This is a genomic window from Stenotrophomonas cyclobalanopsidis (assembly GCF_008710035.1).
Lineage (GTDB): Bacteria > Pseudomonadota > Gammaproteobacteria > Xanthomonadales > Xanthomonadaceae > Stenotrophomonas > Stenotrophomonas cyclobalanopsidis.
Genome location: NZ_VYKI01000006.1, coordinates 145,552 through 169,472 on the forward strand (window position 1 = coordinate 145,552; position 23,921 = coordinate 169,472).

General features: G+C 67.1%; 18 protein-coding genes. 10 read left to right on the forward strand and 8 right to left on the reverse strand.

Annotation, left to right across the window (positions count from 1 at the left end; genetic code table 11):
* Nucleotides 1-8: 8 nt before the first annotated feature.
* From FJU31_RS07150 to FJU31_RS07165, 4 genes are all read right to left on the reverse strand, one after another.
* Nucleotides 9-479, reverse strand: a complete 471-nt coding sequence (locus FJU31_RS07150) for a TadE/TadG family type IV pilus assembly protein (protein WP_150454128.1) — start codon at nucleotides 477-479, stop codon at nucleotides 9-11.
* Nucleotides 476-1,021 (reverse strand): A24 family peptidase, encoded by a 546-nt coding sequence (locus tag FJU31_RS07155; RefSeq protein WP_150454129.1) that lies wholly within the window; start codon nucleotides 1,019-1,021, stop codon nucleotides 476-478. Before FJU31_RS07155 ends, FJU31_RS07150 begins: the two co-directional genes overlap by 4 nt.
* Before the next feature lie 111 nt (nucleotides 1,022-1,132).
* Nucleotides 1,133-1,327, reverse strand: a complete 195-nt coding sequence (locus FJU31_RS07160) for a Flp family type IVb pilin (RefSeq protein ID WP_150454130.1) — start codon at nucleotides 1,325-1,327, stop codon at nucleotides 1,133-1,135.
* A 270-nt stretch (nucleotides 1,328-1,597) separates the two neighbouring features.
* Entirely contained in the window at nucleotides 1,598-1,789 is a 192-nt protein-coding gene (locus FJU31_RS07165; protein ID WP_150454131.1) for a hypothetical protein, read from the reverse strand.
* Between the two features lie 202 nt (nucleotides 1,790-1,991).
* On the opposite strand from FJU31_RS07165, the gene FJU31_RS07170 reads away from it, so the two are divergent.
* From FJU31_RS07170 to FJU31_RS07185, 4 genes are all read left to right on the forward strand, one after another.
* Nucleotides 1,992-3,002, forward strand: a complete 1,011-nt coding sequence (locus FJU31_RS07170) for an AraC family transcriptional regulator (RefSeq protein WP_150454132.1) — start codon at nucleotides 1,992-1,994, stop codon at nucleotides 3,000-3,002.
* 181 nt (nucleotides 3,003-3,183) lie between these two features.
* Nucleotides 3,184-7,764: a YadA-like family protein gene (locus tag FJU31_RS07175; RefSeq protein WP_150454133.1), complete on the forward strand. Its 4,581-nt coding sequence runs from the start codon at nucleotides 3,184-3,186 to the stop codon at nucleotides 7,762-7,764.
* Between the two features lie 62 nt (nucleotides 7,765-7,826).
* Nucleotides 7,827-8,666, forward strand: a complete 840-nt coding sequence (locus tag FJU31_RS07180; protein WP_150454134.1) for an OmpA family protein — start codon at nucleotides 7,827-7,829, stop codon at nucleotides 8,664-8,666.
* A 117-nt stretch (nucleotides 8,667-8,783) separates the two neighbouring features.
* A complete protein-coding gene (locus FJU31_RS07185) occupies nucleotides 8,784-9,074 on the forward strand; it encodes a DUF6959 family protein (protein WP_246161243.1) in 291 nt (96 codons plus the stop codon).
* Nucleotides 9,075-9,081: 7 nt separating this feature from the next.
* Here FJU31_RS07185 and FJU31_RS07190 read toward each other — a convergent pair whose 3' ends face one another.
* Complete coding sequence (locus tag FJU31_RS07190; RefSeq protein WP_246161244.1) at nucleotides 9,082-10,854, reverse strand: chloride channel protein; 1,773 nt, start codon at nucleotides 10,852-10,854, stop codon at nucleotides 9,082-9,084.
* 63 nt (nucleotides 10,855-10,917) lie between these two features.
* Complete coding sequence (locus tag FJU31_RS07195) at nucleotides 10,918-12,993, reverse strand: TonB-dependent receptor family protein (RefSeq protein WP_150454137.1); 2,076 nt, start codon at nucleotides 12,991-12,993, stop codon at nucleotides 10,918-10,920.
* A 144-nt stretch (nucleotides 12,994-13,137) separates the two neighbouring features.
* Here FJU31_RS07195 and FJU31_RS07200 point away from each other — a divergent pair, with 144 nt between their 5' ends.
* Nucleotides 13,138-14,058, forward strand: coding sequence for a M14 family metallopeptidase (locus FJU31_RS07200; protein WP_150454138.1), 921 nt, complete (start codon nucleotides 13,138-13,140; stop codon nucleotides 14,056-14,058).
* 226 nt (nucleotides 14,059-14,284) lie between these two features.
* Entirely contained in the window at nucleotides 14,285-16,264 is a 1,980-nt protein-coding gene (gene betT, locus FJU31_RS07205; protein ID WP_150454139.1) for a choline BCCT transporter BetT, read from the forward strand.
* A 163-nt stretch (nucleotides 16,265-16,427) separates the two neighbouring features.
* Here betT and FJU31_RS07210 read toward each other — a convergent pair whose 3' ends face one another.
* Nucleotides 16,428-17,405 (reverse strand): zinc-binding dehydrogenase, encoded by a 978-nt coding sequence (locus FJU31_RS07210; protein ID WP_150454140.1) that lies wholly within the window; start codon nucleotides 17,403-17,405, stop codon nucleotides 16,428-16,430.
* Nucleotides 17,406-17,837: 432 nt separating this feature from the next.
* Here FJU31_RS07210 and FJU31_RS07215 point away from each other — a divergent pair, with 432 nt between their 5' ends.
* From FJU31_RS07215 to FJU31_RS07230, 4 genes are all read left to right on the forward strand, one after another.
* Entirely contained in the window at nucleotides 17,838-20,201 is a 2,364-nt protein-coding gene (locus FJU31_RS07215) for a ribonucleoside-diphosphate reductase subunit alpha (RefSeq protein ID WP_150454141.1), read from the forward strand.
* A gap of 108 nt (nucleotides 20,202-20,309) precedes the next feature.
* Complete coding sequence (locus tag FJU31_RS07220) at nucleotides 20,310-21,350, forward strand: ribonucleotide-diphosphate reductase subunit beta (RefSeq protein ID WP_079222141.1); 1,041 nt, start codon at nucleotides 20,310-20,312, stop codon at nucleotides 21,348-21,350.
* Nucleotides 21,351-21,363: 13 nt separating this feature from the next.
* Nucleotides 21,364-21,843: a flavodoxin gene (locus FJU31_RS07225; RefSeq protein WP_246161246.1), complete on the forward strand. Its 480-nt coding sequence runs from the start codon at nucleotides 21,364-21,366 to the stop codon at nucleotides 21,841-21,843.
* Nucleotides 21,815-22,141 (forward strand): thioredoxin family protein, encoded by a 327-nt coding sequence (locus FJU31_RS07230; RefSeq protein WP_150454143.1) that lies wholly within the window; start codon nucleotides 21,815-21,817, stop codon nucleotides 22,139-22,141. Before FJU31_RS07225 ends, FJU31_RS07230 begins: the two co-directional genes overlap by 29 nt.
* Before the next feature lie 377 nt (nucleotides 22,142-22,518).
* On the opposite strand, the gene FJU31_RS07235 is transcribed toward FJU31_RS07230, so the two are convergent.
* On the reverse strand, nucleotides 22,519-23,850 hold the full coding sequence (locus FJU31_RS07235; RefSeq protein WP_150454144.1) for an Nramp family divalent metal transporter: 1,332 nt from the start codon (nucleotides 23,848-23,850) through the stop codon (nucleotides 22,519-22,521).
* Between the last annotated feature and the right edge of the window lie 71 nt (nucleotides 23,851-23,921).

Genomic DNA, 23,921 nt, shown 5'->3' on the forward strand with positions numbered 1-23,921 from the left:
ACCGATCGTCAGTTGCTGCCGAGATCGAGCTGGGCGACCGCAACGCTGCGGATCGGGGCCTTCATCACCCAGCCGTACAGCGTGCCGGTGCCGGGAAGGAAGGGGTGGCTGGAATAGTCGTAGCTGACCGTGACGGTCACGCACTGCGCGCTGGCAAGACCGCTGCACGCCGCTGGCGGCGAGACCACGATGGCGCCGCTGCTGCCGGCCGCGCTGCAGTCAGGCTCCTGGCCCGAGAAGCGCAGCAGCCACTGCATCGAACGGCGTGCGGCCGAGCATGCAGCGACCCGACGTTCGGCGGTGCTGCCGAAGCGCAGCGAGGCACGCGCGCCTTCGGCCGATGCGGTCGCCAGCGTCTGCTGCGCGGCCATGATCATCACGCCGGAAAACGTAAGCATCAGCAGCGGAAGGAAGCCGAGCATCATCATCAGTGCGTACTCGACGGTGATGACGCCGCGTTGGGATCGGATCGTCTTCATTGCAGTACTCCCTGGCTCGAGGCCGCGACCCAGCCGATGGCGGCGAAGGCGAGATAGGCGGCGTAGGGGACGCCCTGGCGTCCCTGGCGGGCGAGGTGCATGTGCTGGACGGCCGGGCGCGCCTGCCAGTGCGCGCTCCATCGCGCGCAGTGCAGTTGCAGGCGTGGCGATACACAGTGCATCAGCCGTCTCGTGCTGATCACCAGCACCGCGTGCAGGCCTGCCACCAGGCTTGCGGCGATCCAGATCGGCAGCAGGGCGTTCCAGCCCAGCAGCAACCCCAGCACGGCGAAGAGCTTGACGTCGCCGGCGCCCATCCAGCGAAGCACGTAGAAGGGCAGCAGCGATGCCAGCCCTAGCGCGGCGCCCAGCAGGTGCCCCCACCATGGCAGGTGCGGGCCGGAAAACTGACCGGCGACAATCAACGGGAGGGCAAGCGCGCACGCTCCGACCAGCCAGGCATTGGGGACACGGCGGGCGTACAGATCGCTGATCGCGATGCGCAGGCTCAAACCCATGGCCAACAGCCCCAGTAACGTCATCCCACACCCTCAACATCCATCAATGGACCGTTTCTGTTTCAGCACTTTCGATTCTTTCAGCGATCCGCAGCCGCGGCCGCGTGGGCCGCGTGCGGAACGTGGCGCCGCGAATCAATCTCCGGCGCCGACGCCTGCTGCCTTGTCAGCCAGGGTCGTCAGGTTCGAGAAGAGCTTGCCGAAGTACTCGGAGATCTGTTCTCCGCCGATGGCGATGATCACGCCAGCAATAACTGCTGCCAGCAGGCCATATTCCAGCGCAGTCACGCCGTCTTCTTCGTTGAGGAACTTGCGGATCGATGCGTTCATGACGGTTGTCTCCCTATACCAGTCAGGTTTTCATGTGTTACCCAGGTTGAATGGGCGCCCGGTTCCACCGGGTCCATCCATGGACCCCCACCGTCCTGGCAGGGGGACATGGCGGGACAGTCCCGCCATGGTCAATCAACGTGATCCCTGTCCCCAGGAGCAGCCTGCGCACGAGCGCCGTCGCGCCGCGTCCTGCCGCGGGTCAGCTGTGCGAGGGTGGCGCGCATTTGCATGTTTCCCCCTGGGTGACGCCGATGTCGCATCGCCGGATCACCATGGCATCGACTCTTGCCCGAATGGCGCGGTGCCGCAAGCCAAATCAATATGCAAATTCGGCAGAAAGCCATTCTTGCGTGAAGAAAAACTGTCGTTCAGGTGAAGAAAAAAGGTTACCCGACAAATCCGTTCATTTGGATCGAGAAAATCGCCGGGAAGCCTTGCCGCATGCGAATTTCGTGCCATTCGCAGCTACATTCCGAAAGGCTGGCCATTAATGGTTTACGTAATGCATCACTGTTTACGGACGCTCATTTACACGCAATACTCCAACGCAATCGAAACGTACTCGTGGCAGCCGGCCGCAGTGCAGGCCGGCCTCGCTACGGCACGTTGAATGGATTGCGGCGCGCGCCCTTTCGGCCAGTGGGGCGGCGGATACGGACTCATGGGGGACGACGCTGTCATGGAAGGTGGGGTGGGCGATCTCGAAGGCGGCCGGCTCGACGACGGTGAACTCCGGTCGATCGACCTGGCGACGCTGAGCGGTGTGCTTCGCGTCTGCGATGTGGAACTGCTGCTGCTCGACGGCAACGGGCCCAAGGCTGCCTTCTCTTCGCGCGTGCACGATGAAGCGCTGTTCTGCAGCATCACCTGCGGCTTCCATTGCCGTGGACGATTCATGCTGCCGCCGGACTGGGCGATGCTCGGCTTCGTGCATGCCACCGATGAAGTACAGAGCTGGTGCCACGGCGTGCCGATGGTGGCGGGCATGTCGTTCACGGTGCTGCCTGAAGGCATCAGTGAGTTCACGCTCAGCGCCGGCACCCAGATCACCGTCATGCTGCTGCCGGTGGCGCGGGTGCAGCGCAAGCTCACCGAGCTGAGCCTGCGCAGTACGCCACCGGCCGGCCAGGCCCTGAGCCTGGTGCAGCTGCCCGTCGACAGCCAGGCGCTGGCCAACCATTACCTGCAGCTGCACGCGCAGCTGGGGCAGGGTGCCGCACTGCAGCCGGAAGAGACCGATCGCCTGCTGCATGAACACATCCAAGCGCTGCTGGCGGCCGGGCCTGCCGATCGCCCCGGCTTCACCCGCGCGCGGCGGACGCACTATCTCATCGCGCAGCGCGCCGAGAACTTCATGCGCCTCAACCTGCGGCGCAACATCTATATGAATGAAATCTGCGATGCGGCCGGCGTCAGCGAGCGTGGCCTGCGCTACGCGTTCGAAGATCTGTTCGGCGTGTCGCCCAACCGTTACCTGTCGATGCTTCGGCTGTGCGCCGCCTGCCGCAGCCTGTCGATGGCCGACTCCAGCCGCCGCTCGGTCAAGGCCATCGCACTCAGTTGCGGCCTGTGGGATCTCTCGCGCTTTGCCGACAACTACCGCAAGGTGTTCGGCGAACTGCCGCGCGACACGTTGATGCGCTCGCCGGCACAGATGGGCCAGCCGGCCTGAAACAGGCGTGCTGCCGAATCTGCATATGCGTCTGCCGAATCCGCCCGTGGCTTTGCCGGAATGCGCGATTGCCCTGCCGGAATGAAGTGCCCCGCCCACGTTGAAGACGCTGAAATATCAGTCACGTGCCAACCGGCATGCCCACTGGATTTCAAGTCGTTCGTCAACGGGGGAAGTGCTCATGAACCGCATTTACCGGCGTGTATGGAACCGCCAGCTCAATGCTCTTGTTGTGGCCTCGGAACTGGCCACCGGCGATGGTGGAGCGACAGCGCTCCGCGATCCGCAATCGAAACTGCTGGTGCCCAGCGCATTGGCCCTGGCACTGCTGAGCGTCCTTGCCAGCGGCACCGCTGCCGCCAGTGAGCCCAATCAGTCGCTGCGCGACCTGCAGGCATTGGCGGCCAAGTACACCCAGACCATGCCGGTCAAGGTGGACGCGGAAGTGGCCCTCGCCGCCGCTGCGCGCCAGGCACAGGCCAGCCCGGCCATCAGTACCGATGCACGCATCGGCCTGCAGCTGAGCACCACCGGCCTGCCGGTCGTGCGCGATGTGCTGCCGGCCAGGGTCAAGGTGTCGCTGGGTGCGGGCAACACGCCGCAGCAGGTGGCCGCACCGGCCGTGGCCGCCAATGTTCGCGCTTCGGTCGGGCTGGGCGGCACCACCCGTGTCGACACCGCGCTCGGTGCGCAGCTGGCGCCGCAGGCACAGGCACCGTTGGCACTGGCCACCACCGCCGCTGCCAAGGCCCAGGTGGGCGTGGACGGCGCGCCGCTTGCCGGTCTCGATACCCAGGCTGCCGTTGCCGCCAATGTTGCGGCGGCGCCGACCCCTTCGCTGTCCGGCCTGAAGGCCGCGGTCGCTGGCAAGGTCGATGCGAAGCTGGCGCTGGCCGGCCATGCCATCGAAGGCCGGGGCCAGGTTGGCGCGACGGCGTCGGCCACGCTGCCGGCGAAAGAAGAGCTGCCGGGCGAGACCGAGGATCGTGCACTGACCGCCGGGCTCGATGGCTCCGTCGCGGGCAAAGTGCGCGTGCTCGGCCCCGATGGCGAAGCCGTCATTGCCGATCGCAACCTGAAGCTGGTCGGTACCTCGGTGGTCGGCGCACAGACCAGCTCGCTGGGACTGGGTGGCCTGCTCACCGGCGTCGGCACTGCGCTGGAGGGTGTCGGCGGCGCTGTTGGCAGCCTGGTCAACGGCGATCTCAACGGCACGGTCGGCAACCTCGGCGGTGCGGTGGGTGGCCTGCTCGGCAACACGCTGGGCGGGCTCGGCCTGACCCAGCCGTCGGCCATTCCGCCGGACAGCCCGAAGGCACCTGCCGCGGCCGATCCCAATGCCGGCCTGATCATCGGCACCGGTGGTCTGGTCGGTGGTCTGGGCGCATTGATCGGCCCGACCACCGCCAGTTTGTTCGGTGGCAACGGCTACCTGACAAACGGCAACCTCAATGTCAGTACTGCCAATGTCATGCAGACCTATTCGACGGTCAACGTGCTGGGCATTCCGGTGGTCAACGCCACCCCGGTCGGCACCACGCTGAATGGCCTGGGCGGTGCGGTCACCGGTGGCAGCTCGCACCTCACCCTGATCGGTGGCGTGACGTCGGACAGCTACATCTACAACATCAACAACGGCAATCCGGGCGGCCTGCTCGGCCTGCTGTTGCCGGGGCAGTCGCCGGAGTGGGCGGCCAAGTGCCTGGACGTCCTCGGCGTGGCCGATATCTCCTGCTGGGCGGTCAACGCCGCGCAGGACTACCAGGTGCTGATGGGGGACGGCGCCTATGCCAACGGTTCCAGGGAGGTGGTGATCGGCGCCAACGCACGCCACGAACTGCCCAAGGTCGATGCCAACGTCGCGTTCCCCGGCAACGGCACCAACGATCCGGCCAACCCCACCGGCGTGCCCACCGCGGACTACGCCGCGCGCTTGGGCCATTCGGTGATCGTCGGCGACAGCGCCTCCGGCACCGCCAACGGGCAGACCCTGCTTGGCGCCGAGGCAACCTCGGACAAGGCCAATTCGGTAGCGCTGGGCTACCGCTCGGCTGCAGTGCGTGGCGCGCAGGCCAGCTACAGCGCATACGGCCTGACCGCAGCGCAGGTGTCCGCCGGCGAAGTGTCCGTGGGCAGCGCCAACGGTGGCGAGCGGCAGATCACCAACCTGGCTGCGGGTAGTGCCAGCACCGATGCGGTCAACGTCGCCCAGCTGCGGGGCGCGATCAGCCAGATCGATGCGCTGGGCGATGTTGCCGTCACCTACGACCTCGACGAAGCCGGCGCCCCCGACTATCGCCGCGTCACCTTGGGCAACGGCACCGGCACCACCACGCTGTCCAACCTGACGGCGGGCGCGATCAGCGCCAGCAGCACCGAAGCGGTCAACGGCAGCCAGCTGTTTACCAGCAACGATGCGATCACGCGCTTCTTTGGCGGCCGCACTGCCTTCGATCCGGCCACTGGTGCCTTCACCGCGCCGCTGTTCGAGATCAGCACCCTCTCCGATGACGGCGCCATCGCGCAGGGCGCCTACGAGAACGTCACCGATGCCTTCGATGCGGTCGATGGCTCGCTGGTCAACCTCAACACGCAGATCAACGACATCCGCAACGGCGGCACCAAGTACCTGCGGGTGAATTCCACGGGCGTGGAAGCCGTGGCCACCGGCGCCGATTCCATCGCCGTGGGCAGCAACGCGCAGGCCACCGCTGCCAACAGCATCGCCGTCGGCGCAGGCAGCCTGGCCGACCGTGACAACACTGTCTCCGTCGGCGCCGCCGGTGCGGAACGGCAGATCACCCACGTGGCCGCGGCCACCGAGGCGACCGATGCGGTCAACCTGGGCCAGCTGCAGGCATCGGAAGAGGGCGCGCTGCGCTACGACCTCAACGCCGATGGCAGCGTGGACTACGCCAGCGCCACGCTGGGCCAGGGCGGTACCGCCACCACCCTGCGCAACCTGGGCCCGGGCGAGGTCAGTGCGCTCAGCAGCGAGGCCATCAACGGTGCGCAGCTGTTCGCCGCCAACCAGACCATGGCCACCCATCTCGGCGGTGGCGCAGCGGTCGATGCCAACGGCGTGGTCACCGCACCCACCTACACCATCAACAACGTGGCCGCCAACGGCACCATCAGCCAGGGCAGCTACAACGACGTGGGCAGTGCCTTCGATGCGGTGAGCAACTCGCTGGCCAACGTGGTCGACCAGACCGACGAACTGGACATGCGTGCAGTGAAATACGATGTGGATGCAAGCGGCGACGTGATGGATTCGGTCACCCTCAGCGGCACCGGCAACGCAGCGGTGCGGCTCACCAACGTGGCGGCCGGCAGCATCCAGGCGGGCAGCAGCGATGCCATCACCGGCGACCAGCTGTTCGCCACCCATGCCACCATCGCCAACTACTTCGGCGGCAGTACCACCTACGACGGCGCCACCTCGCAGTGGACCGCCCCGTCCTTCAGCATTTCCAGCATCGCCACCGACGGCAGCATCTCGCTCAACGACTACAGCAACGTCACCGCCGCCTTCTTGGCGGTCGATGGTTCGCTGCGCACGCTCAACCAGCGCATCCTCAACGGCAGCGCCAGCCCCTACCTGGCGGTCAATTCGGCCGCTGCCGCCGCCACCGCGACCGGCGATGAAGCCGTGGCGGTCGGTCCGCAGGCAAGCGCAGCGGGTGCCTCCAGCGTGGCGGTCGGCAACGGCGCCAGCGCCAGCGCCGACAACAGCGTGGCCCTGGGCGGCGGCTCGGTCGCCAGCGTCGGTGCGCAGACCGGCTACACCGGTGCCTACGGCCAGACCGGTGCCAGCAACTCGGCCGGTGAAGTATCGGTGGGCAGCAGCGGGGCCGAGCGCAAGATCACCAACGTGGCCGATGGCTCCGATGACCACGATGCCACCAACGTGGGCCAGCTGAACAACGGCGTGAACTACGCCATCGACCAGTCCAAGGCCTATACCGACCAGAAGATCCAGAACATCACCAACGTGGCCGGCAGCTTCCGCGCCAACAACAGCAACAACCTGGCCGACCCGGCCGCGACCGGTGCCAACTCCGCCGCCGGTGGTGCCGGTTCCACCGCCGCCGGGGCCAACTCCACCGCACTGGGCAACGGTGCGCAGGCGCAGGCCGACAACTCGGTGGCACTGGGCGCCGGCTCCGTCGCCGACCGTGCCAACACGGTGTCGGTGGGCGCCGCCGGTGCCGAGCGCCAGGTGGTCAACGTGGCCGACGGTACCCAGGCCACCGACGCGGTCAACGTGCGCCAGCTGCAGGCCTCGCAGCAGGGCACGCTGCGCTATGACACCACCACCAACGGCGATACCAACTACAACAGCGTCACCCTCGGCAGCAGCACCAGCGGGCCGACCACGGTGCGCAACGTTGCGGCCGGTACGGCGGGCACCGACGCGGTCAACGTCGACCAGCTGCGCGCCGGCATGTCGCAGACCCTGGACTGGTCCAAGGCCTACACCGACGAGCGCATGGGCGGCTTCGAGCGCGAACTGCGCAAGACCGACAACCGCGCCTCGGCCGGCATTGCCTCGGCGATGGCCACCGCAGCGCTGCCGCAGCCCAGTGAAGCGGGCCGCAGCATGGCCTCGTTCGCGGCGGGTAGCTACAACGGCGAATCCGGCATGGCCCTGGGCATTTCCGGTGTCTCCGAGGGCGGCCGCTGGATCTACAAGTTCAGCGGTTCCACCAACACCCGTGGCGAAGCCGGCGTAGCCGTCGGCGCCGGCATCCAGTGGTAAGTGCCCGGGCCGGGCTGCCCGTCAGCCCGGCCGTGCCCACCACATCGACAGGGGGAATCCCAATGACGTTCCAACGCACCTCGCGCCCCGGCCCGTTCGCCGCGTCGCTCGTCCTGGTCCTGGCCGCCGGCCTGCTGGCCGGCTGCCGCAGCACCGCACCCGCCGGCGACGCGCCGGCCGCCGACACGCTGGTCAGCTTCCCGGAGGCCAGCAAGGCTTCGCTGAAGGAAGGCACCTATCCCGACGTGGCCGACCTGCGCCGTTTCGCCCCCGGCATGAGCAAGCGCCAGCTGTACGCGCTGCTGGGCACGCCGCACTTCAACGAAGGCATGTGGGGCGTGCGCCGGTGGAATTACCTGTTCAATTTCCGCACCGCCCAGGGCGCGGAGTACTTCACCTGCCAGTTCCAGGTGCAGTTCGATGGCAAGGGCATCGCCCAGGCCGGTCACTGGAAGCCGCAGGCCTGTGCGGCCGTGCTGGATCCACCCGCGCCGCCGCCGGTGGCCGCGGCACCCGCACCGTTGCCGGCCCAGCCCCTGCGCCTGGCCGCCGATGCGCTGTTCGGTTTCGACAGCGACGTGCTCAGCCAGGCCGGCCAGTCGGCGGTGCAGGGCGTGCTTGCCCAGGTGCGTGAAGCCAGCGAGGTGCAGTCGATCCAGGTGGTCGGCTACACCGATCGTATCGGCGGCGCCGACTACAACCAGCGGCTGTCGCAGCGGCGTGCCGAGTCGGTGCGGGTGGCGCTGGTGCAGGGCGGGGTACCTGCACAGACCATCAGCGCGGAAGGACGCGGCGCCGCCGACCCCCTCGTGCAGTGCACGCAGCAGACCCAGCGCGAACTGATTGCCTGCCTCGCGCCGAACCGCCGCGTGCAGATCGCCGGCACCGCCCGGCGCAACTGAGTATTCCGCCGGCCCCGCCGGCGCCTGAGTTTCCCCCCTGATCCGCCGGCCGGCGTGGATGCGTCTCCCCCGTCATCTCCGTCCGCCGGCGGGCCAGGTCTTTCCATGGTGCACGCGATGAATGCCCAATTCCTGCCCTTTTCCATGAAGACGGAAACCACAGTCAGCGTGTATGGCCAGCTCGGCAACCATTCGGTGGTGCGCATTCCCGGCCGGCGCCTGCCGGGCCTGATCCTGCAGGCCGACACCGTGGCCGGGTTCCTCACCCAGCTGCAGGACGCCCAGGCCTGCCTGCGCAGCGGGCGCGCGCAACGTGCCGATGCAGAGTTGGACATGCTGATCGACACACTGCAGCAGTGGTACGCATTGATCGAATCGCGCCTGGCCGACGCCGGCGAAGCCCTGTAAAAAGAGTTCAATCGCTGTCTTCGACGCGCTCGCCCATCAGTTCGCGTTGGCGCTTGTCCAGCTCTTCGGCGTAGCGCTTGCGCACAAAGGCTTCGGAGACCACGCCCAGCACCTGGCCATCGCTGGCCACCACCGCCAGTTCGTCGGCCTGGGTCTGGTCGAAGCGCTGCATCACCGCCACCACGTTGGCGTTGGCGGCGAGCGCAACGTCGCGGTTTTCGGCATAGTCGCCCACCACCGCATCCGGCTTCACGCCATCGCCGTACATGCGCGGAATCTGCACGATGCCGGCGTAGTGGCCTTCGCTGTCCACCAGGATCACGCGGCCGCCGGAGCCCAGCGGGAAGCGCTGGCGGAACGAGGCCGTATCCAGGTCGGCCGGTGCGGTGGCCACGCCCTTGCGCATCATCCGCCCGGCGTTGAGGTTCTGCACCCAGCCCACATCGCGCGCGCTCTTGATGGTTTCCCCGCGCAGGTGCATGCGCCAGGTCGAGAACGAATAGCCGAACCACTGCCGCACCAGCGTGCTGGACACCAGCACGGCGCTCATCACCACGCTGGTCAGCAGGAAGTCGTGGGTGCCTTCCAGCACCAGCATGGCCATGGTCATCGGCGCGCCGACCACGGCGGCCGCCAGCGCGGCCATGCCGGCTAGAGCAGCCGAAGTAGCATCGATCACCGGCACGCCGGTAGCCATCGCCAGCAGGCCGGCAAACAGCGCACCGACCAGCGTCCCCATGAATAGCGAGGCGAAGAACAGGCCACCGCGGAAGCCGAAACCCAGCGAGATGCCCGAGGCCAGGCACTTGAGGGTCAGCAGCGCACCGATCCAGATCAGCGGCAGGTGGGTGGTCAGGTCCAAGTGCAGTGCACCGTGGCCGGAAGACAGCACCTGCGGGCTGGCCATCGCCAGCGGAATCAGCAGCAGGCCGCCGAGCACCGGCCGGCCCCACAGCGGCAGCGGGCTGCGCTTGACCGTGCCCTCGATCGAGGCGATCAGGCGCATCACCAGGATGCCGACCATGGCGCAGCAGCAGCCGAGCAGGCCGTAGATGGCATAGTCGGCAGCGCGCACGTCGATGGTGGACGCGGCCGGCAGCAGGTAGGCGTCGATGCCGGCCTGGTCGGCCACGAATGCGCCGGCCAGCGCGGCCACGGCCACCGGGGCCAGCGCGGACGGGGTATAGGCGCCGATGACGATCTCAAAGGCATAGAAGGCACCGGCCAGCGGTGCGCCGAAGGCGGCGGCGATGGCACCGGCTGCGCCGGCCCCGACCAGGATGCGCACGTCGTTGCGGCGCAGGCGCATCACCCGTCCCAGCTGCGAGCCGCTGCCAGCGCCCATCTGCGTGTACGACGCCTCAAGGCCGACCGAGGCGCCGCAGCCGTTGGAGATCAGGGTCTGGGTCAGCACGATCAGGTTGTCGCGCATCGACATGCGGCCGCCGTGCAGGGCGTTGGCTTCCACCGCATCGAGCAGGGGGCGCTTGAGGCGGGTAGCGGCCAGCGCGACCAGGCCCACCAGCAGGCCGCCCAGCGGCAGCACCAGCAGGGCGGTCCATGGCAGCGAGGGCAGGGAGCTCAGGCGCATGCCTTCTTCCAGGCCGTACAGCGCGGCCTGCAGCCAGCGCGCGATGCCCGATTGCAGCAGGGTCAGGCCGCCGGCGAGCAGCCCGACCACCAGGGCGAGGGCGATGAACCACAGGTCGCTGCCGCGCAGGCGCAGGCGCAGGCCCTGGAACGCCAGATGCAGGCGTAATGGCGAAGCGTGGGAGGACATGGTGGCGGCATGATACGCCGCCACCTTGATCGCTGCCCTCACCGCATCGGGCGGCTGGGGGGCTTAGAAGCGGTAGCGGCCCTGCACGTATAAGGTGCGCGGCGCGGCCACCATGCGCCCGGCGTTGCCGTCGACATTGCGGGTGTACCAGCGCTTGTCGGCCAGGTTGTTCACGCCCAGCGCGATCTCGCTGTCACCCAGGCCGGGCACCTGCCAGGCCACCTGTGCGTTCAGCAGACGCACGCCCGACACCCGGCCCACGCGCGCGTCGGCGCTCTCGGCCCAGGTGTTGGCGGCATCGGAGAACTGCCCGCTGTGGTGCGTGCTGGAGACGTTGAAGGTCCAGGCGGCAATGGCGTAGCGGGCGCCGATGCTGTCGGTGTCACGCGAATAGAACGGCACGTCCAGGCCGCGGTTGTCGCCGGACTGCTGGATCGCCTTGGTCCAGCTGTAATTGGCGTACAGCTCCAGGCCGGCCAGCGCGCTGTCTTCGGCGAAGCGGTACTCCAGCGCGCTTTCCACGCCCTTGTGGTCGGTGGCGCCGATGTTCTGGAAGGTCGGCGGGGTGATGCCCGGCACCTGCTGGATCTGGTTGTCGAAGCGCATCTTGAATACGGTCACTTCCGCGCGCAGGGCGCCGGCCTGCCAGCGCGCACCCAGTTCGGTGGTCCTGGCCACTTCCGGGTTCAGCGGGTTGCTGGCGGTCTGCGAGTTCAGCTGGATGTTCTGCACCGGCCCGAACGAGGTGGTGTAGTTGCCGAACACGGTCAGCTGCGGGGTCAGCAGGTAGGCGATGTTGATCGACGGCAGCGCCTTGTCGTTGCGGCTGCTGAAGGTGGTGCCGCCACCGGCCTGGCGGCGGTCCATGTCGACCCACTCCAGGCGCACGCCCGGGGTGATGCGCCATTGGCCGACGGCGATGCGGTCGTCCACGTAGAACGCATGTGCGTCGGTGGCGTTGTCGAAGCGGGTGATCGCACTTTCCACGCCGGTGCGGCGGACCACGGTATAGCTGCGGTCGTTGCCGCGCTCGCGCAGGAAGCGGTAGCCGGCGGTGATGTCATGCACGGTGCTGCCCCAGCGCAGGCGCTGGGTGTAGCGCGGCTCGATGCCGAGCACGCGGTAGTCGCGCGGCTGCACGGTCAGCTGGGTGCTGGCGGCGTTGATCAGCGAGCTGGCGCGGTTGCTCTCGTTGTAATACGCCAGCACCTCGAACTCGCTATCGACCGACAGGGTGTTGGTGTAGCCCAGGTCGATGCCGGTGCGGTGGCCCTTCCAGAAATCGGTGGGGCGGGTGTTCTGGAACGGATCGGCCTCGTACTGCGCGCGGGCCAGGCCGCCCGGGGTCAGCGAGCGCACATCGTAGTAGGATAGTTTGGCGCGCAGCTCCTGCTGCGCGTCGATGGCATAGGCGAGCTTCAGCGCCAGGTCGTCGAAGCGGTCGTCGCTGCCCTGCCGCCAGCCGCGGCCGTCCTGGCCGGAATACAGCAGGGCCATGCCCAGGCCGTTGTCGGCGGTGCCGCCGAGGAAGGCGTTGTACTGGGTGCTGTCACCGCCGCCGTGGTCATAGGCGCTGTAGCGCACGCCGGCTTCACCATGCAGGCCGGCCTCGGTCGGGATGGCTCGGGTGCTGAAGTTGATGATGCCGCCGACGTTCTGCGGCCCGTAACGCACCGCACCGCCGCCACGCACGACGTCGATCGATTCGATGTTGGACAGGCTGGTCGGGGCGAACGACAGCTGCGGCTGGCCATACGGCGCCACCGCCAGCGGCACGCCGTCCAGCAGCACGGTCGAGCGCGGCGAGTAACGGCCGGTCAGGCCACGCACGCCGATGTTCAGCGAGACCGAGCTGCCGGCGGTGCCCGAGTTGTCGGTGACCTGCACGCCCGGAATGCGGCGCATGGCATCGCCGATGCTGGCCGCGCCGCTGGCGTCGATGCGCTGGCGGTCGACCACGGTGCGCGCGCCGGCAAAGCGCTTCACGCTGTCGTGCAGCCCGGTGCCCAGCCAGCTGCCGGAGACCTGGATGCTGTCCAGGGTGGTGGCGCTGTCCTGCGCCAGGGCGGTGGCGGACAGGCACAGGGTCAGGGCGGCGGCCAGGGGCAGGCGGGCCGGGGGCGGGATTCGGAAGGGCATGGAGGCGGGCGCGGAAGGGTCGTAAATGAGAATTATTGCTGATTCCATTCGCCGATGGAATGCGTCTTTCGGGGGTGGCGCGGCCGTGGCCTGAATGGCCCGGTGGTAAAGTGGAAGATTGTTTCCTGACTGCCGAGATCTGCCATGTCCACTGCCGCTTTCTATCCCGTCGGAACCCCTGGCCAGCCGTGGGGCACGGCGGAACGGGAGCAGTGGCGCGGCCGCCAGCAGCGCCTGCGCCGCTATGACCAGGAAGTGCTGCCGCGCATCGAAGCGCTGGCCGGTCGCTTCGAGAAGGTGGCCTATGGCCGGCTCGACTATGCCGGTGAGACCTACACCCTGTTCGCCCTGCGCAGCCACGACTGGAACCCGGCCCTCCCGGCGGCGCTGGTCACCGGTGGCGTGCACGGCTACGAGACCAGCGGCGTGATGGGGGCGCTGGATTTCCTGGAACAGCACGCGGCCGACTACGCCGGCAAGGCCAACCTGCTGGTGGCGCCGTGCGTGAACCCGTGGGGCTTCGAGCGCATCAACCGCTGGAACTACGATGCGATCGACCCGAACCGCAATTTCCGCGCTGATGGCCCGGCCCGTGAATCGACCGCCGTCATCGCGCTGACCGCCCCGTACCAGGGCCAGTTCGTGCTGCACATCGACCTGCACGAGACCACCGACAGCGACGAGAGCGAGTTCCGCCCGGCGCTGGCTGCGCGCGATGGCAAGCCGTTCGAGCCGGGCCTGATTCCCGATGGCTTCTATCTGGTCGATGACAGCGAGAACCCGCAGCCGGCATTCCAGCAGGCAGTGATCGCCGCCGTCGAGCAGGTGACCCATATCGCCCCGGCGGATGACAAGAACGAGATCATCGGCTCGCCGGTGGTCGCCCACGGCGTCATCGAGTACCCGCTGGTGAAGCTGGCGCTGTGCGCGGGCATCACCGGTGCGAAGTACACCACCACCACCGAGGTCTACCCGGACAGCCCGCGCGCGACGCCGGAACAGTGCAACGACGCACAGGTGGCAGCGGTGCGCTCGGCGCTGGAGTACGCGCTGGCCCACCGCTGATCTGTAGAGCCGAGCCTGTGCTCGGCTGGGATGCAGCCGAGCCTGTGATCGGCTGGGATGCAGCCGAGCATGGGCTCGGCTCTACAGAAATGCAGGCCCCGGACGCGCGCATAACACGCTTGGCCTGTCGCCGGGCTGTCATCGCCACCGGGCACTTCATCCTGCGTCCACTGCCATTCATGCAGGGTCGGTCGGCTAATCCCTGATCGACCGGAGATGGCTGCCGATGGAAGCACTGGAGCCTCAACACACCCCGGTGCGCACCCTCCGGCCCGTCTTCGCCTTTGCGGCGATCGTGGTCGTTGCCTTCGCACTGTTCGTCAGCCTGTTCCCGCTGGGCGCCGGCCGCCTGCTGGTGAAGGCGCAGGACTGGGCCGCGCTCAACGTGGGCTGGTACTACCTGCTGGCGATGACCCTGTACCTGGTGTTCGTGATCGGCGTGGCCCTGTCCAAGTACGGCGGCATCAAGCTGGGCGCCGACCATGACGAACCGGAATTCAGCTATCTGTCATGGGCAGGCATGCTGTTCGCGGCCGGCATCAGCATCACCCTGTTCTTCTTCTGCGTCTCCGAACCGCTCACCCATTACCTGCAGCCGCCACAGGGCGATGCGGCCGCCGGCGAGGCCGGCGCGCGGCAGGCCATGCAGCTGCTGTTCCTGCACTGGGGCCTGCATGGCTGGGGCGTGTTCGCGCTGGCGGCGATGGCGATGGCCTACTTCGCCTACCGCCACAACCTGCCGCTGGCGCTGCGCTCGGCGCTGTACCCGCTGATCGGCAAGCGCATCAACGGGCCCATCGGCTACACGGTGGACGCATTGGGCATCGTCGCCACCGTGTTCGGCATCGGTGCCGACATGGGCTTCGGCGTGCTGCACCTCAACGCCGGCCTGACCCACCTGTTCAATGTGCCGCACTCCAACTTGGTGCAGATCCTGCTGGTGGTGGCGATGATGGGCGCGGCGGTGGTGGTGGCCGTGTCCGGGGTGGAAAAAGGCGTGCGCTGGATGGCCAACATCAACATGCTGCTGGCCATCGCGCTGGTGCTGTTCATGCTGTGCTTCGGTCCCACCCAGTACCTGCTCAGCACGCTCATGCAGAACCTGGGCGATTACCTGGGCAGCGTGGTCGGCAAGAGTTTCGACGTGTACGCCTACGGCGGCCGCCCGGAATGGCTGGGCGGCTGGACGGTGTTCTACTGGGCCTGGTGGATCGGCTGGGCGCCGTTCGTGGGCCTGTTCATCGCGCGCATCTCGCGCGGCCGCACCATCCGCGAATTCGTCTTCGGCGTACTGCTGATCCCGCTCGGCTTCACCCTGGCGTGGCTGTCGATCTTCGGCAACAGTGCGCTGGACCAGGTGCTGCACCATGGCCAGCAGCAGCTGGCCCAGCTGGCGGTGGATGATCCGCCGACCGTGCTGTACGCGTTGCTGGATGGCTACCCGTGGAGCAAGGCGGTGATCGCGGTGACCGTGCTGGTCAGCTTCATCTTCTTCGTGACGTCGGCTGATTCGGGGGCGGTGGTGCTGTCCACGCTGTCCTCGCACGGCGGAGCGCCCGAGGACGATGGCCCGCGCTGGCTGCGCGTGTTCTGGGGCACGGTGATCGCGGTGCTGACCGCCGGGCTGCTGCTGGCCGGCAGCATCGACGCATTGAAGTCGGCTGTGGTGCTGGCCTCGCTGCCGTTCTCGGCGGTGCTGCTGCTGATGATGTGGGGCCTGACCCGTGCCTTCAGCGATGAATCGCACCGCGAGCGCGCGCAGCAGTTCCGACCGTCACCGCTGATCGGCGACGACCGCCACCACCAGGGCTGGCGCCAGCGCCTGAGCCAGGCCATGCACTTCCCGGTGCGCGACCAGGTCTACCGCTTCATGGATGACACGGTGAAGCCGGCCATGGAAGCGGTGGCCGAGCAGCTGCAAGGGCAGGGCTGGGAGGTGGTCACGCGCTTGGAGGCCGGTGACATGGAGCTGTCGGTCAACCACGGCGAGCAGCAGGATTTCCAGTACCGGGTGATCCTCAGCGGCTACCTGACCCCGTCCTTCGCCGCGCAGCAGCTACGCAACCAGCGCTACTACCGCGCCGAGGTGCATCTGTTTGAAGGCAGCCAGGATTACGACCTGGTGGGCTACAGCCGCAAGCAGATCATCAACGACATCATCAGCCAGTACGAACGGCACCTGCAGTTCCTGCATCTGAGCCGGTGATGACGAACGCCGGGCATGGCCCGGCGCTACGTAGAGACGAGCTTGCTCGACTGCTTTTCGCGACGGCAGTCGAGCAAGCTCGACTCTACGGCCCCGCAGGCGGTCGAGCAGGGGGGCGGCCTTACCGGTCATGCACGAACGCCGGGTGCGGACGGCGGGTCCTTCAGACCCGCAGCAGCACCTTGCCGCCACGCCCCGACTGCGCGCTGGCGGTCGCGGCGGCCTTGATGTCGTCCAGCGCGAAGATGCCGTCCACCGGCAGGGTCAGTTCGCCGCCGGCCGCGCGCTGCAGAAGTTCGCCCACCAGGCGGCGCTTGTCTTCCACCGCCATCGCCTGGCTGACCTTGCTGCCCCAGAAGCCCTTCACCGTGGCTTCCTTGTAGATCAGGCCGCTGGCCGGGATGCGCATCGCCTCGCCACTCATCACGCCGAACGACACCAGCGTGCCGTGCAGGCCGAGCAGATCGACCAGATCGGCGCTGGCTTCACCGCCGATGGAATCGACCGCGGCGGCCGCATGCGCTTCACCGGTGGCTGCGCGCACGCGATCCTTCCAGCCGTCCTGCGAGGTATCGAACACGTGCTCGATGCCCAGCGCCTGCAGCTGCGCCACGGCCTTGGCATTACGCACCAGATTGGCCACGTTGACGCCGCGCGCGCGGGCCAGCATTGCCAGCGATTTGCCCACCGCACCGTTGGCGGTGTTCTGCACGATCCACTGGCCGGCGTCCACCTTCAGGAATTCCAGCAGCATCAGCGCGCTCAGCGGCATTGCGATCAGCTGTGCCGCGGTCTCGTCGGCGATGGCGTCGGGCATCGGGATGACCATGCGTGCCGGCGCGATGAAGGCCTCGGCCCAGGTGGCATGCACCGATGCCGCGGCCACGCGCTGGCCGACCTGCAGGCCTTCCACACCTTCACCGAGGGCATCGACCACGCCAAGGGCTTCGCTGCCGCCGACGGCCGGCAGGGTCGGCTTGTAGCCATACAGGCCGCGTACGGTCAGCAGATCGTGGTTGTGGATCGAGGCGAGCGTGGTGCGGATGCGCACTTCGCCGGGGCCGGGTTCAGGCAGGGCGACATCGGCAATGGCAAGGACGGTGGCGGGATCGCCGAAGGCGGTGTATCGGGCAGCACGCATGGGGGAACTTCCGGTTGAAAAGGAGGTTGTAACCAACTGGGGATGGCGGCGCCGTGGACAAGGCGGCATAGGTGCAACACGGCATCCTGCGACGGATCGTCGCGGAGTGTATTCATCACCGCATCTTGTGTTGACGATCTCCAATATCCCCACTATGTTGTGGCCGTCACTCCCGGTCAGCCGCCGCCGCCGGACATGCAGCAAACGTCCCGCGGCCCGCCCCTGAAGGCTTGCCGTGTCGACGCGGCCGCCATCGCGCGTACGCAGATCGTCCCCACGGCCCGGATACCGGCCGCAGGCGCAGGCTCATCGCCGACGGTCTGACGTTCCCGCGCAATGGCACACCAACCGATTGCCCTGGGCGCCGGTATCGCGCGCAGGGCCGCCATGGCATCGACGCTTCGAGGCGTGCGTGCCTGGAGACGCACGACAATGACCGACAGTACCTACCGCGCGGCCGATCTGGCCGGCGCCGGCGACGCCATGCGCGCCGGTGGCGAACGTGTGCCCACCTGGATCACCAAGGAAGCCGGCAACCGCCGCTTGCCGTTCGAGGCCGAGCGCCTGCAGCGCAGCATCGACGGCGTGCATGCTGAGTTCCCGCAGCTGGACGTGGGCGACTACCGCCGCGTGGTGCAGGCGATGGTCGAGCGCAAGCCCGGCATCAGCGCCGATGATCTGGTCGACCTGCTGATCCGCGAGGCGGAATCGCGCGTGGACCTGGTGGCGCCGGAATGGGAGCAGTTTGCTGCAAGGCTGTACCTGCGCCGGCTGTACAAGCGCGCCAGTCGCAACCGCTTCTACGATGTCAGCCTGAAGTACGGTTCCTACGTAGGTCTGCAGGAAAGCTTGGCCGACCGTGGGGTCTACAGCAACGACATCCTGCGCTGCTATTCGAAGGACGAACTGCAGCAGGCCGGACAGATGATCGATCCCGAGCGCGACCGGCTGTTCGCCTACAACGGCCTGTACCTGCTGGCCACGCGCTATCTCGCCACCGATGGCAGCCGCGAGGTGTACGAGCTGCCGCAGGAGCGCTGGCTGACCATCGCCCTGTACCTGATGCAGGACGAAAAGCCCAGGGAGCGCCGCATGCAGCTGGTGGGCGAGGCCTACTGGGCGCTGTCCAACCTGTACATGACGGTGGCCACGCCGACCCTGGCCAACGCCGGCAAGGTCGGCGGGCAGCTGTCCAGCTGCTTCATCGATACGGTGGATGACAGCCTGCAGGGCATCTACGACTCCAACACCGATATCGCCCGCGTGTCCAAGCACGGTGGCGGCGTGGGTGCCTACCTCGGCTATGTGCGCAGCAGCGGCGCGCCGATCCGCGGCGTTCCCAATTCCTCCGGCGGCGTGGTGCCGTGGATCAAGCAGCTCAACAACACCGCCGTGTCGGTCGACCAGCTCGGCCAGCGCAAGGGTGCGGTTGCGGTGTACCTGGACATCTGGCATCGCGACATCGAGGCCTTCCTCGATCTGCGCCTGAACAACGGCGACCAGCGAATGCGCGCGCATGACGTGTTCACCGCGGTCTGCGTGCCTGATCTGTTCATGGAGGCGGTGGAGCGCCGCGCCGACTGGTACCTGTTCGACCCGCACGAGGTGAAGCAGGCCAAGGGCTGGTACCTGCAGGACTTTTACGATGAGACGCGGGGTGCGGGCAGCTTCCGCGACCGCTATGCCGAACTGGTGGGCGACGAACGCATCAGCCGCCGCACGGTGCGTGCCATCGATCTGTTCAAACGGATCATGGTCAGCCAGCTGGAAACCGGCAACCCGTTCCTGTTCTACCGCGATGAAGTGAACCGCAAAAACCCGAACAAGCACGCAGGCATGGTCTATTCCAGCAACCTGTGCACCGAGATCCTGCAGAACATGAGCCCGACGCGGATGATCCAGGAGATCGTCAGCGGCGACCAGATCGTCACCACCCGCCGCGCCGGCGATTTCGTGGTCTGCAACCTGTCCTCGATCAACCTCGGCCGGGCCATCACCGCACCGGATGATCTGCTGGCCAAGGATGTGCTGGAGCGGCTGATTCCCATCCAGGTGCGCATGCTCGACAACGTCATCGAACTCAATGCACTGCCGGTGCCGCAGGCCACCATCACCAACCGCAAGTACCGCGCCATCGGGCTGGGCACCTTCGGCTGGCATCACCTGCTCGCGCAGCAGGGCATCCAGTGGGAGACGCCCGAGGCCGAGACGCTGTCGGACACGCTGTTCGAGCGCATCAACTTCCTGACCATCCAGGCCAGCCTGCAGCTGGCGCGCGAAAAGGGCAGCTACCCGATGTTCGCTGGCAGCGACTGGCAGACCGGCGCCTACTTCCGTGACCGCCGCTACGAGGGCGCCGCCTGGGACAGCCTGGCCCGCGACGTGGCCACGCACGGCCTGCGCAACGGCTGGCTGCTGGCGGTGGCGCCGAACATGAGTACCGCGCAGATCGCCGGGTCCACCGCGTCGATCGACCCGATCTACAGCGCGTTCTACTACGAGGAAAAGAAGGACTTCCGCCGGCCCGTGGCCGCACCGGGGTTGTCGCTGGAGACGTGGCCCTACTACGAGAAGGGCGCCTACAAGGTCGACCAGTTCGCCAGTGTGCGGCAGAACGCCCGCCGCCAGCGCCATGTCGACCAGGCCATCAGCTTCAACCTGTACGTGCCCAGCACCATCCGTGCCAGCACGTTGCTGGAGCTGCACCTGAGCGCGTGGCGCGAGGGCCTGAAGACCACCTACTACGTGCGCTCCAACGACATCGACATCAGCGAATGCGAGTGGTGCGCCAGCTGATCACTGCGACTGCTGTAGAGCCGAGCCCGTGCTCGGCTCAAGCGCACCGCAGCCGAGCGTGGGCTCGGCTCTACAAATGCACCGCATGCAATCCGAAGGCAGATGACCATGGCAACCCCCCTCGACCGCATCAAGATCCTCGAACCACGCCACCCCAACCGCAGCACCGGCATCATCAACGGACGCACCAGCGGCATCCTCAACTGGAACGACATCCCGTACCCGTCGTTCTATCGGGCCTACAAGGAGCTGTCGACCAACTTCTGGATCCCCGACGAGGTGGACATGAAGCTGGACGCGCGCCAGTACGGCGAGCTGTCCGGGCGCGAGAAGAATGCCTATGACTCGATCATCGGCCTGCTGGCCACGCTCGATTCGCCGCAGACCCGCTTCATCTACAACGTGGCCGAGTACATCACCGACCCGGCCGCCCATGCCAACGCGGCGATCATCGGCCAGCAGGAAGTGATCCACAACGAGAGCTACAGCTACGTGCTGGCCTCGATCACCGACCTGCCCAACCAGAACCGCGTGTTCGAACTGGCGCGCACCCATCCGACCATCATCAAGCGCAATGCGCCGATCATGGGGGCGTATGACGATTTCATGCGCGAGAAGACCGCCGAGACCCTGCTGAAGTCGCTGATCCAGTCGTCGATCCTGGAAGGCATCAACTTCTATTCCGGCTTTGCGTACTTCTACAACATGGTCCGGCAGAACCGCATGACCGGCACCGGCAAGATCATCAGCTTCATCAACCGCGACGAGCTGGCCCACACCAAGTTCATCAGCGAGCTGATCCGCGCCATCATCGGCGAGAACCCGGAGTTGCAGACCAACGAACTGACGGCCTATGTGCACCAGGCCTTCGAGCACGCCATCGAGCTGGAAACCCAGTGGTCGTCGGAAGTGCTGGATGGCATCGACGGCATCGACGTCGAGGAGATGACCCGCTACGTGAAGTACCGCGCCAACAAGATGGCCGGCATGCTGGGCATCGAGCGCCTGTACAGCGACACCACCGACAATGTGATGCCGTGGATCAAGGCCTACGCCGACAATTTCACCGAGACCAAGACCGACTTCTTCGAGATGCGCAATGCAAGTTACAAGAAGACCAACGTCGACAACGGCTTCGACGACCTCTGAACCCGGCGCTGCGCTGCGCATTCTGCTGGTGGTGGCCTCGCTGAGCGGCAACACCCGCGAGCTGGGCCGGCTGATCCAAGCGCGCTGCCTGGCCGCCGGGCATGCGGTGCACTGGCAGGAGGCCGATGACCCGCGTGCGCCGGCGCCGTTGGCTGCCGATGAGGCTGACCTGGTGCTGCTGGGCACCTGGACCGACAACGCCGGGCGTACGCCGTCGGAGATGAAGGCCTGGGTGGCCGGCATCGCCGAGCGCGGCCAGCGCCCACGCCAGCTGGCGGTGTTCGGGACCGGCGAAACGCAGTGGGGGCCGGAGTACTACTGCGGCGCCGTGCACCGGCTGATTCGCTACTTCAATAGCGGCCACCCGCCGCTGGAGATCGAACAGATGCCGCATGGCGCACGCCACGCTGCGGCCATCGACGCCTGGACCGATGCGGTCCTGGCCCATTACTGGAGCAATCACGATGCAGATCATCGACGCCACCACGCCTGAGCAGTTCCAGCAGCTGCTGGCCGAGCATCCGCGGGTGCTGGTGGATTTCCACAAGGACCAGTGCCCGGGGTGCCGCATGCTGGAAATGTCGCTGCACCGCGTGGCCAACAGCGTGGCGGGGCAGGGCACGACCCTGCTGCGCGTGCAGCTGGAAGTGCTGGGCGAGGCGTTCTTCCGCGAGCTGGGGCTGCGGCAGACGCCGACCTTGTCGCTGTTCCGCGATGGGGATGAGCGGCAGCGGTTGGCCGGGTTCCAGTCGCCGCAGCAGATTGAAGCCGCGATCGCGCTGCACCTGTAGCGCCGAGCCCATGCTCGGCTGCCGTTTGCGCGGTGATGGGCATCCACGCATGGCGTGGATCTACTGGGGTCGGATCCCTCGCAGCAGGCGAGGGCTCTGACCTCGCAACGATGCTTAACTGTAGAGCCGAGCCCATGCTCGGCTGCCGCTTGCGCGATGAAAAGCATCCACGCATGGCGTGGATCTACTGGGGTCGGATCCCTCGCAGCAGGCGAGGGCTCTGACCCCGCAACGATGCTTAACTGTAGAGCCGAGCCCATGCTCGGCGACCGCTTGCGCGATGAAAAGCATCCACGCATGGCGTGGATCTACTGGCCCTGATGACCGGGGGTCAGAGCCCTTGCCCGCGGCAAGGGATCCGACCCCAGTGTTCCGAATTACGCGCCAGCGAAGGTATCCACCAGCAGCTTTACGTTCAGCGCCACGATTACCACGGCGATCACCCAGGCGATGCTGCCCAGCCAGCGCGGGGCCACCAGTGCGCCCATCGTGGCCCTGTCGGTCACCAGCCGCACCAGCGGGATGATCGCGAACGGCAGCTGCATCGACAGCACCACCTGGCTCAGCACCAGCAGCTTCACCGCACCCTGGTCGCCGAACAGCAGGATCACCACCACCACCGGGATGATCGCCAGCGCACGGGTGATCAGGCGCCGCAGCCAGGGCGGCATGCGCAGATGCAGGAACCCTTCCATCACGATCTGCCCGGCCAGGGTAGCGGTGACCGTGGAATTCAGGCCCGAGGCGAGCAGGGCGACCGCGAACAGGGTCGAGGCCAGGCCCACGCCCAGCATCGGCGCCAGCAGCTGGTGCGCCTGTTCGATGTCTTCCACATCAAAGCGGCCATTTGCATGGAACACCGCTGCGGCCAGGATCAGGATGCTGGCGTTGATGAACAGCGCCAGGGTCAGCGCGATCGTGCTGTCGGTGACCGCCCAGCGCAGTGCACTGCGGCGGCCGGCATCGGTACGCGGGTACGCGCGGGTCTGCACGATGGACGAGTGCAGGTAAAGATTGTGCGGCATCACGGTGGCGCCAATGATGCCGATGGCGATATACAACGCGTGCGGATCGGTGACCACCTGGGTACGCGGGATGAAGCCGCCCAGCACCTCCATCACCGGCGGCGCCGCCAGCGCGATCTGCACCAGGAAGCAGCCGAAGATGATCATCAGCAGGGCAATGACGAAGGCTTCCAGTGCACGGAAACCGCGGTTCATCAGCAGCAGCACCAGCAGCGTGTCCAGCGCGGTGATCACCGCACCCCACAGCAGCGGAAGGTCGAACAGCAGCTTCAACGCGATGGCGGTGCCGATCACCTCGGCGAGGTCGCAGGCGATGATCGCCGCTTCGCACAGGGCCCACAGCGCCAGGTTGACCGGCTTGGGGTAGCGCGCGCGGCAGGCCTGGGCCAGGTCCATGCCGGTGGCGATGCCCAGCCGCGCCGACAGCGACTGCAGGATCACCGCCATCAGGTTGGAAATGAGGATGACCGAGAGCAGCAGGTAGCCGAAGCGCGAACCGCCGGCGAGGTCGGTGGCCCAGTTGCCCGGATCCATGTAGCCGACCGAGACCATGTAGCCGGGGCCGATGAAGGCCAGCAGGCGGAACCACCAGTGACCCTTGTCGGGCACGGCCACCGAGGCGTTGAGCGCGCCGAGGCTGGCTGCAGGGGCGGCCGGGGAGTCGGTGGGCGCGACGGTGTTCATGGCCGCAATATAGCCACTGCTATATCCATTAGCAATGAGAAACAATCGTCTTTGCTGCGTCACTGGTCCAG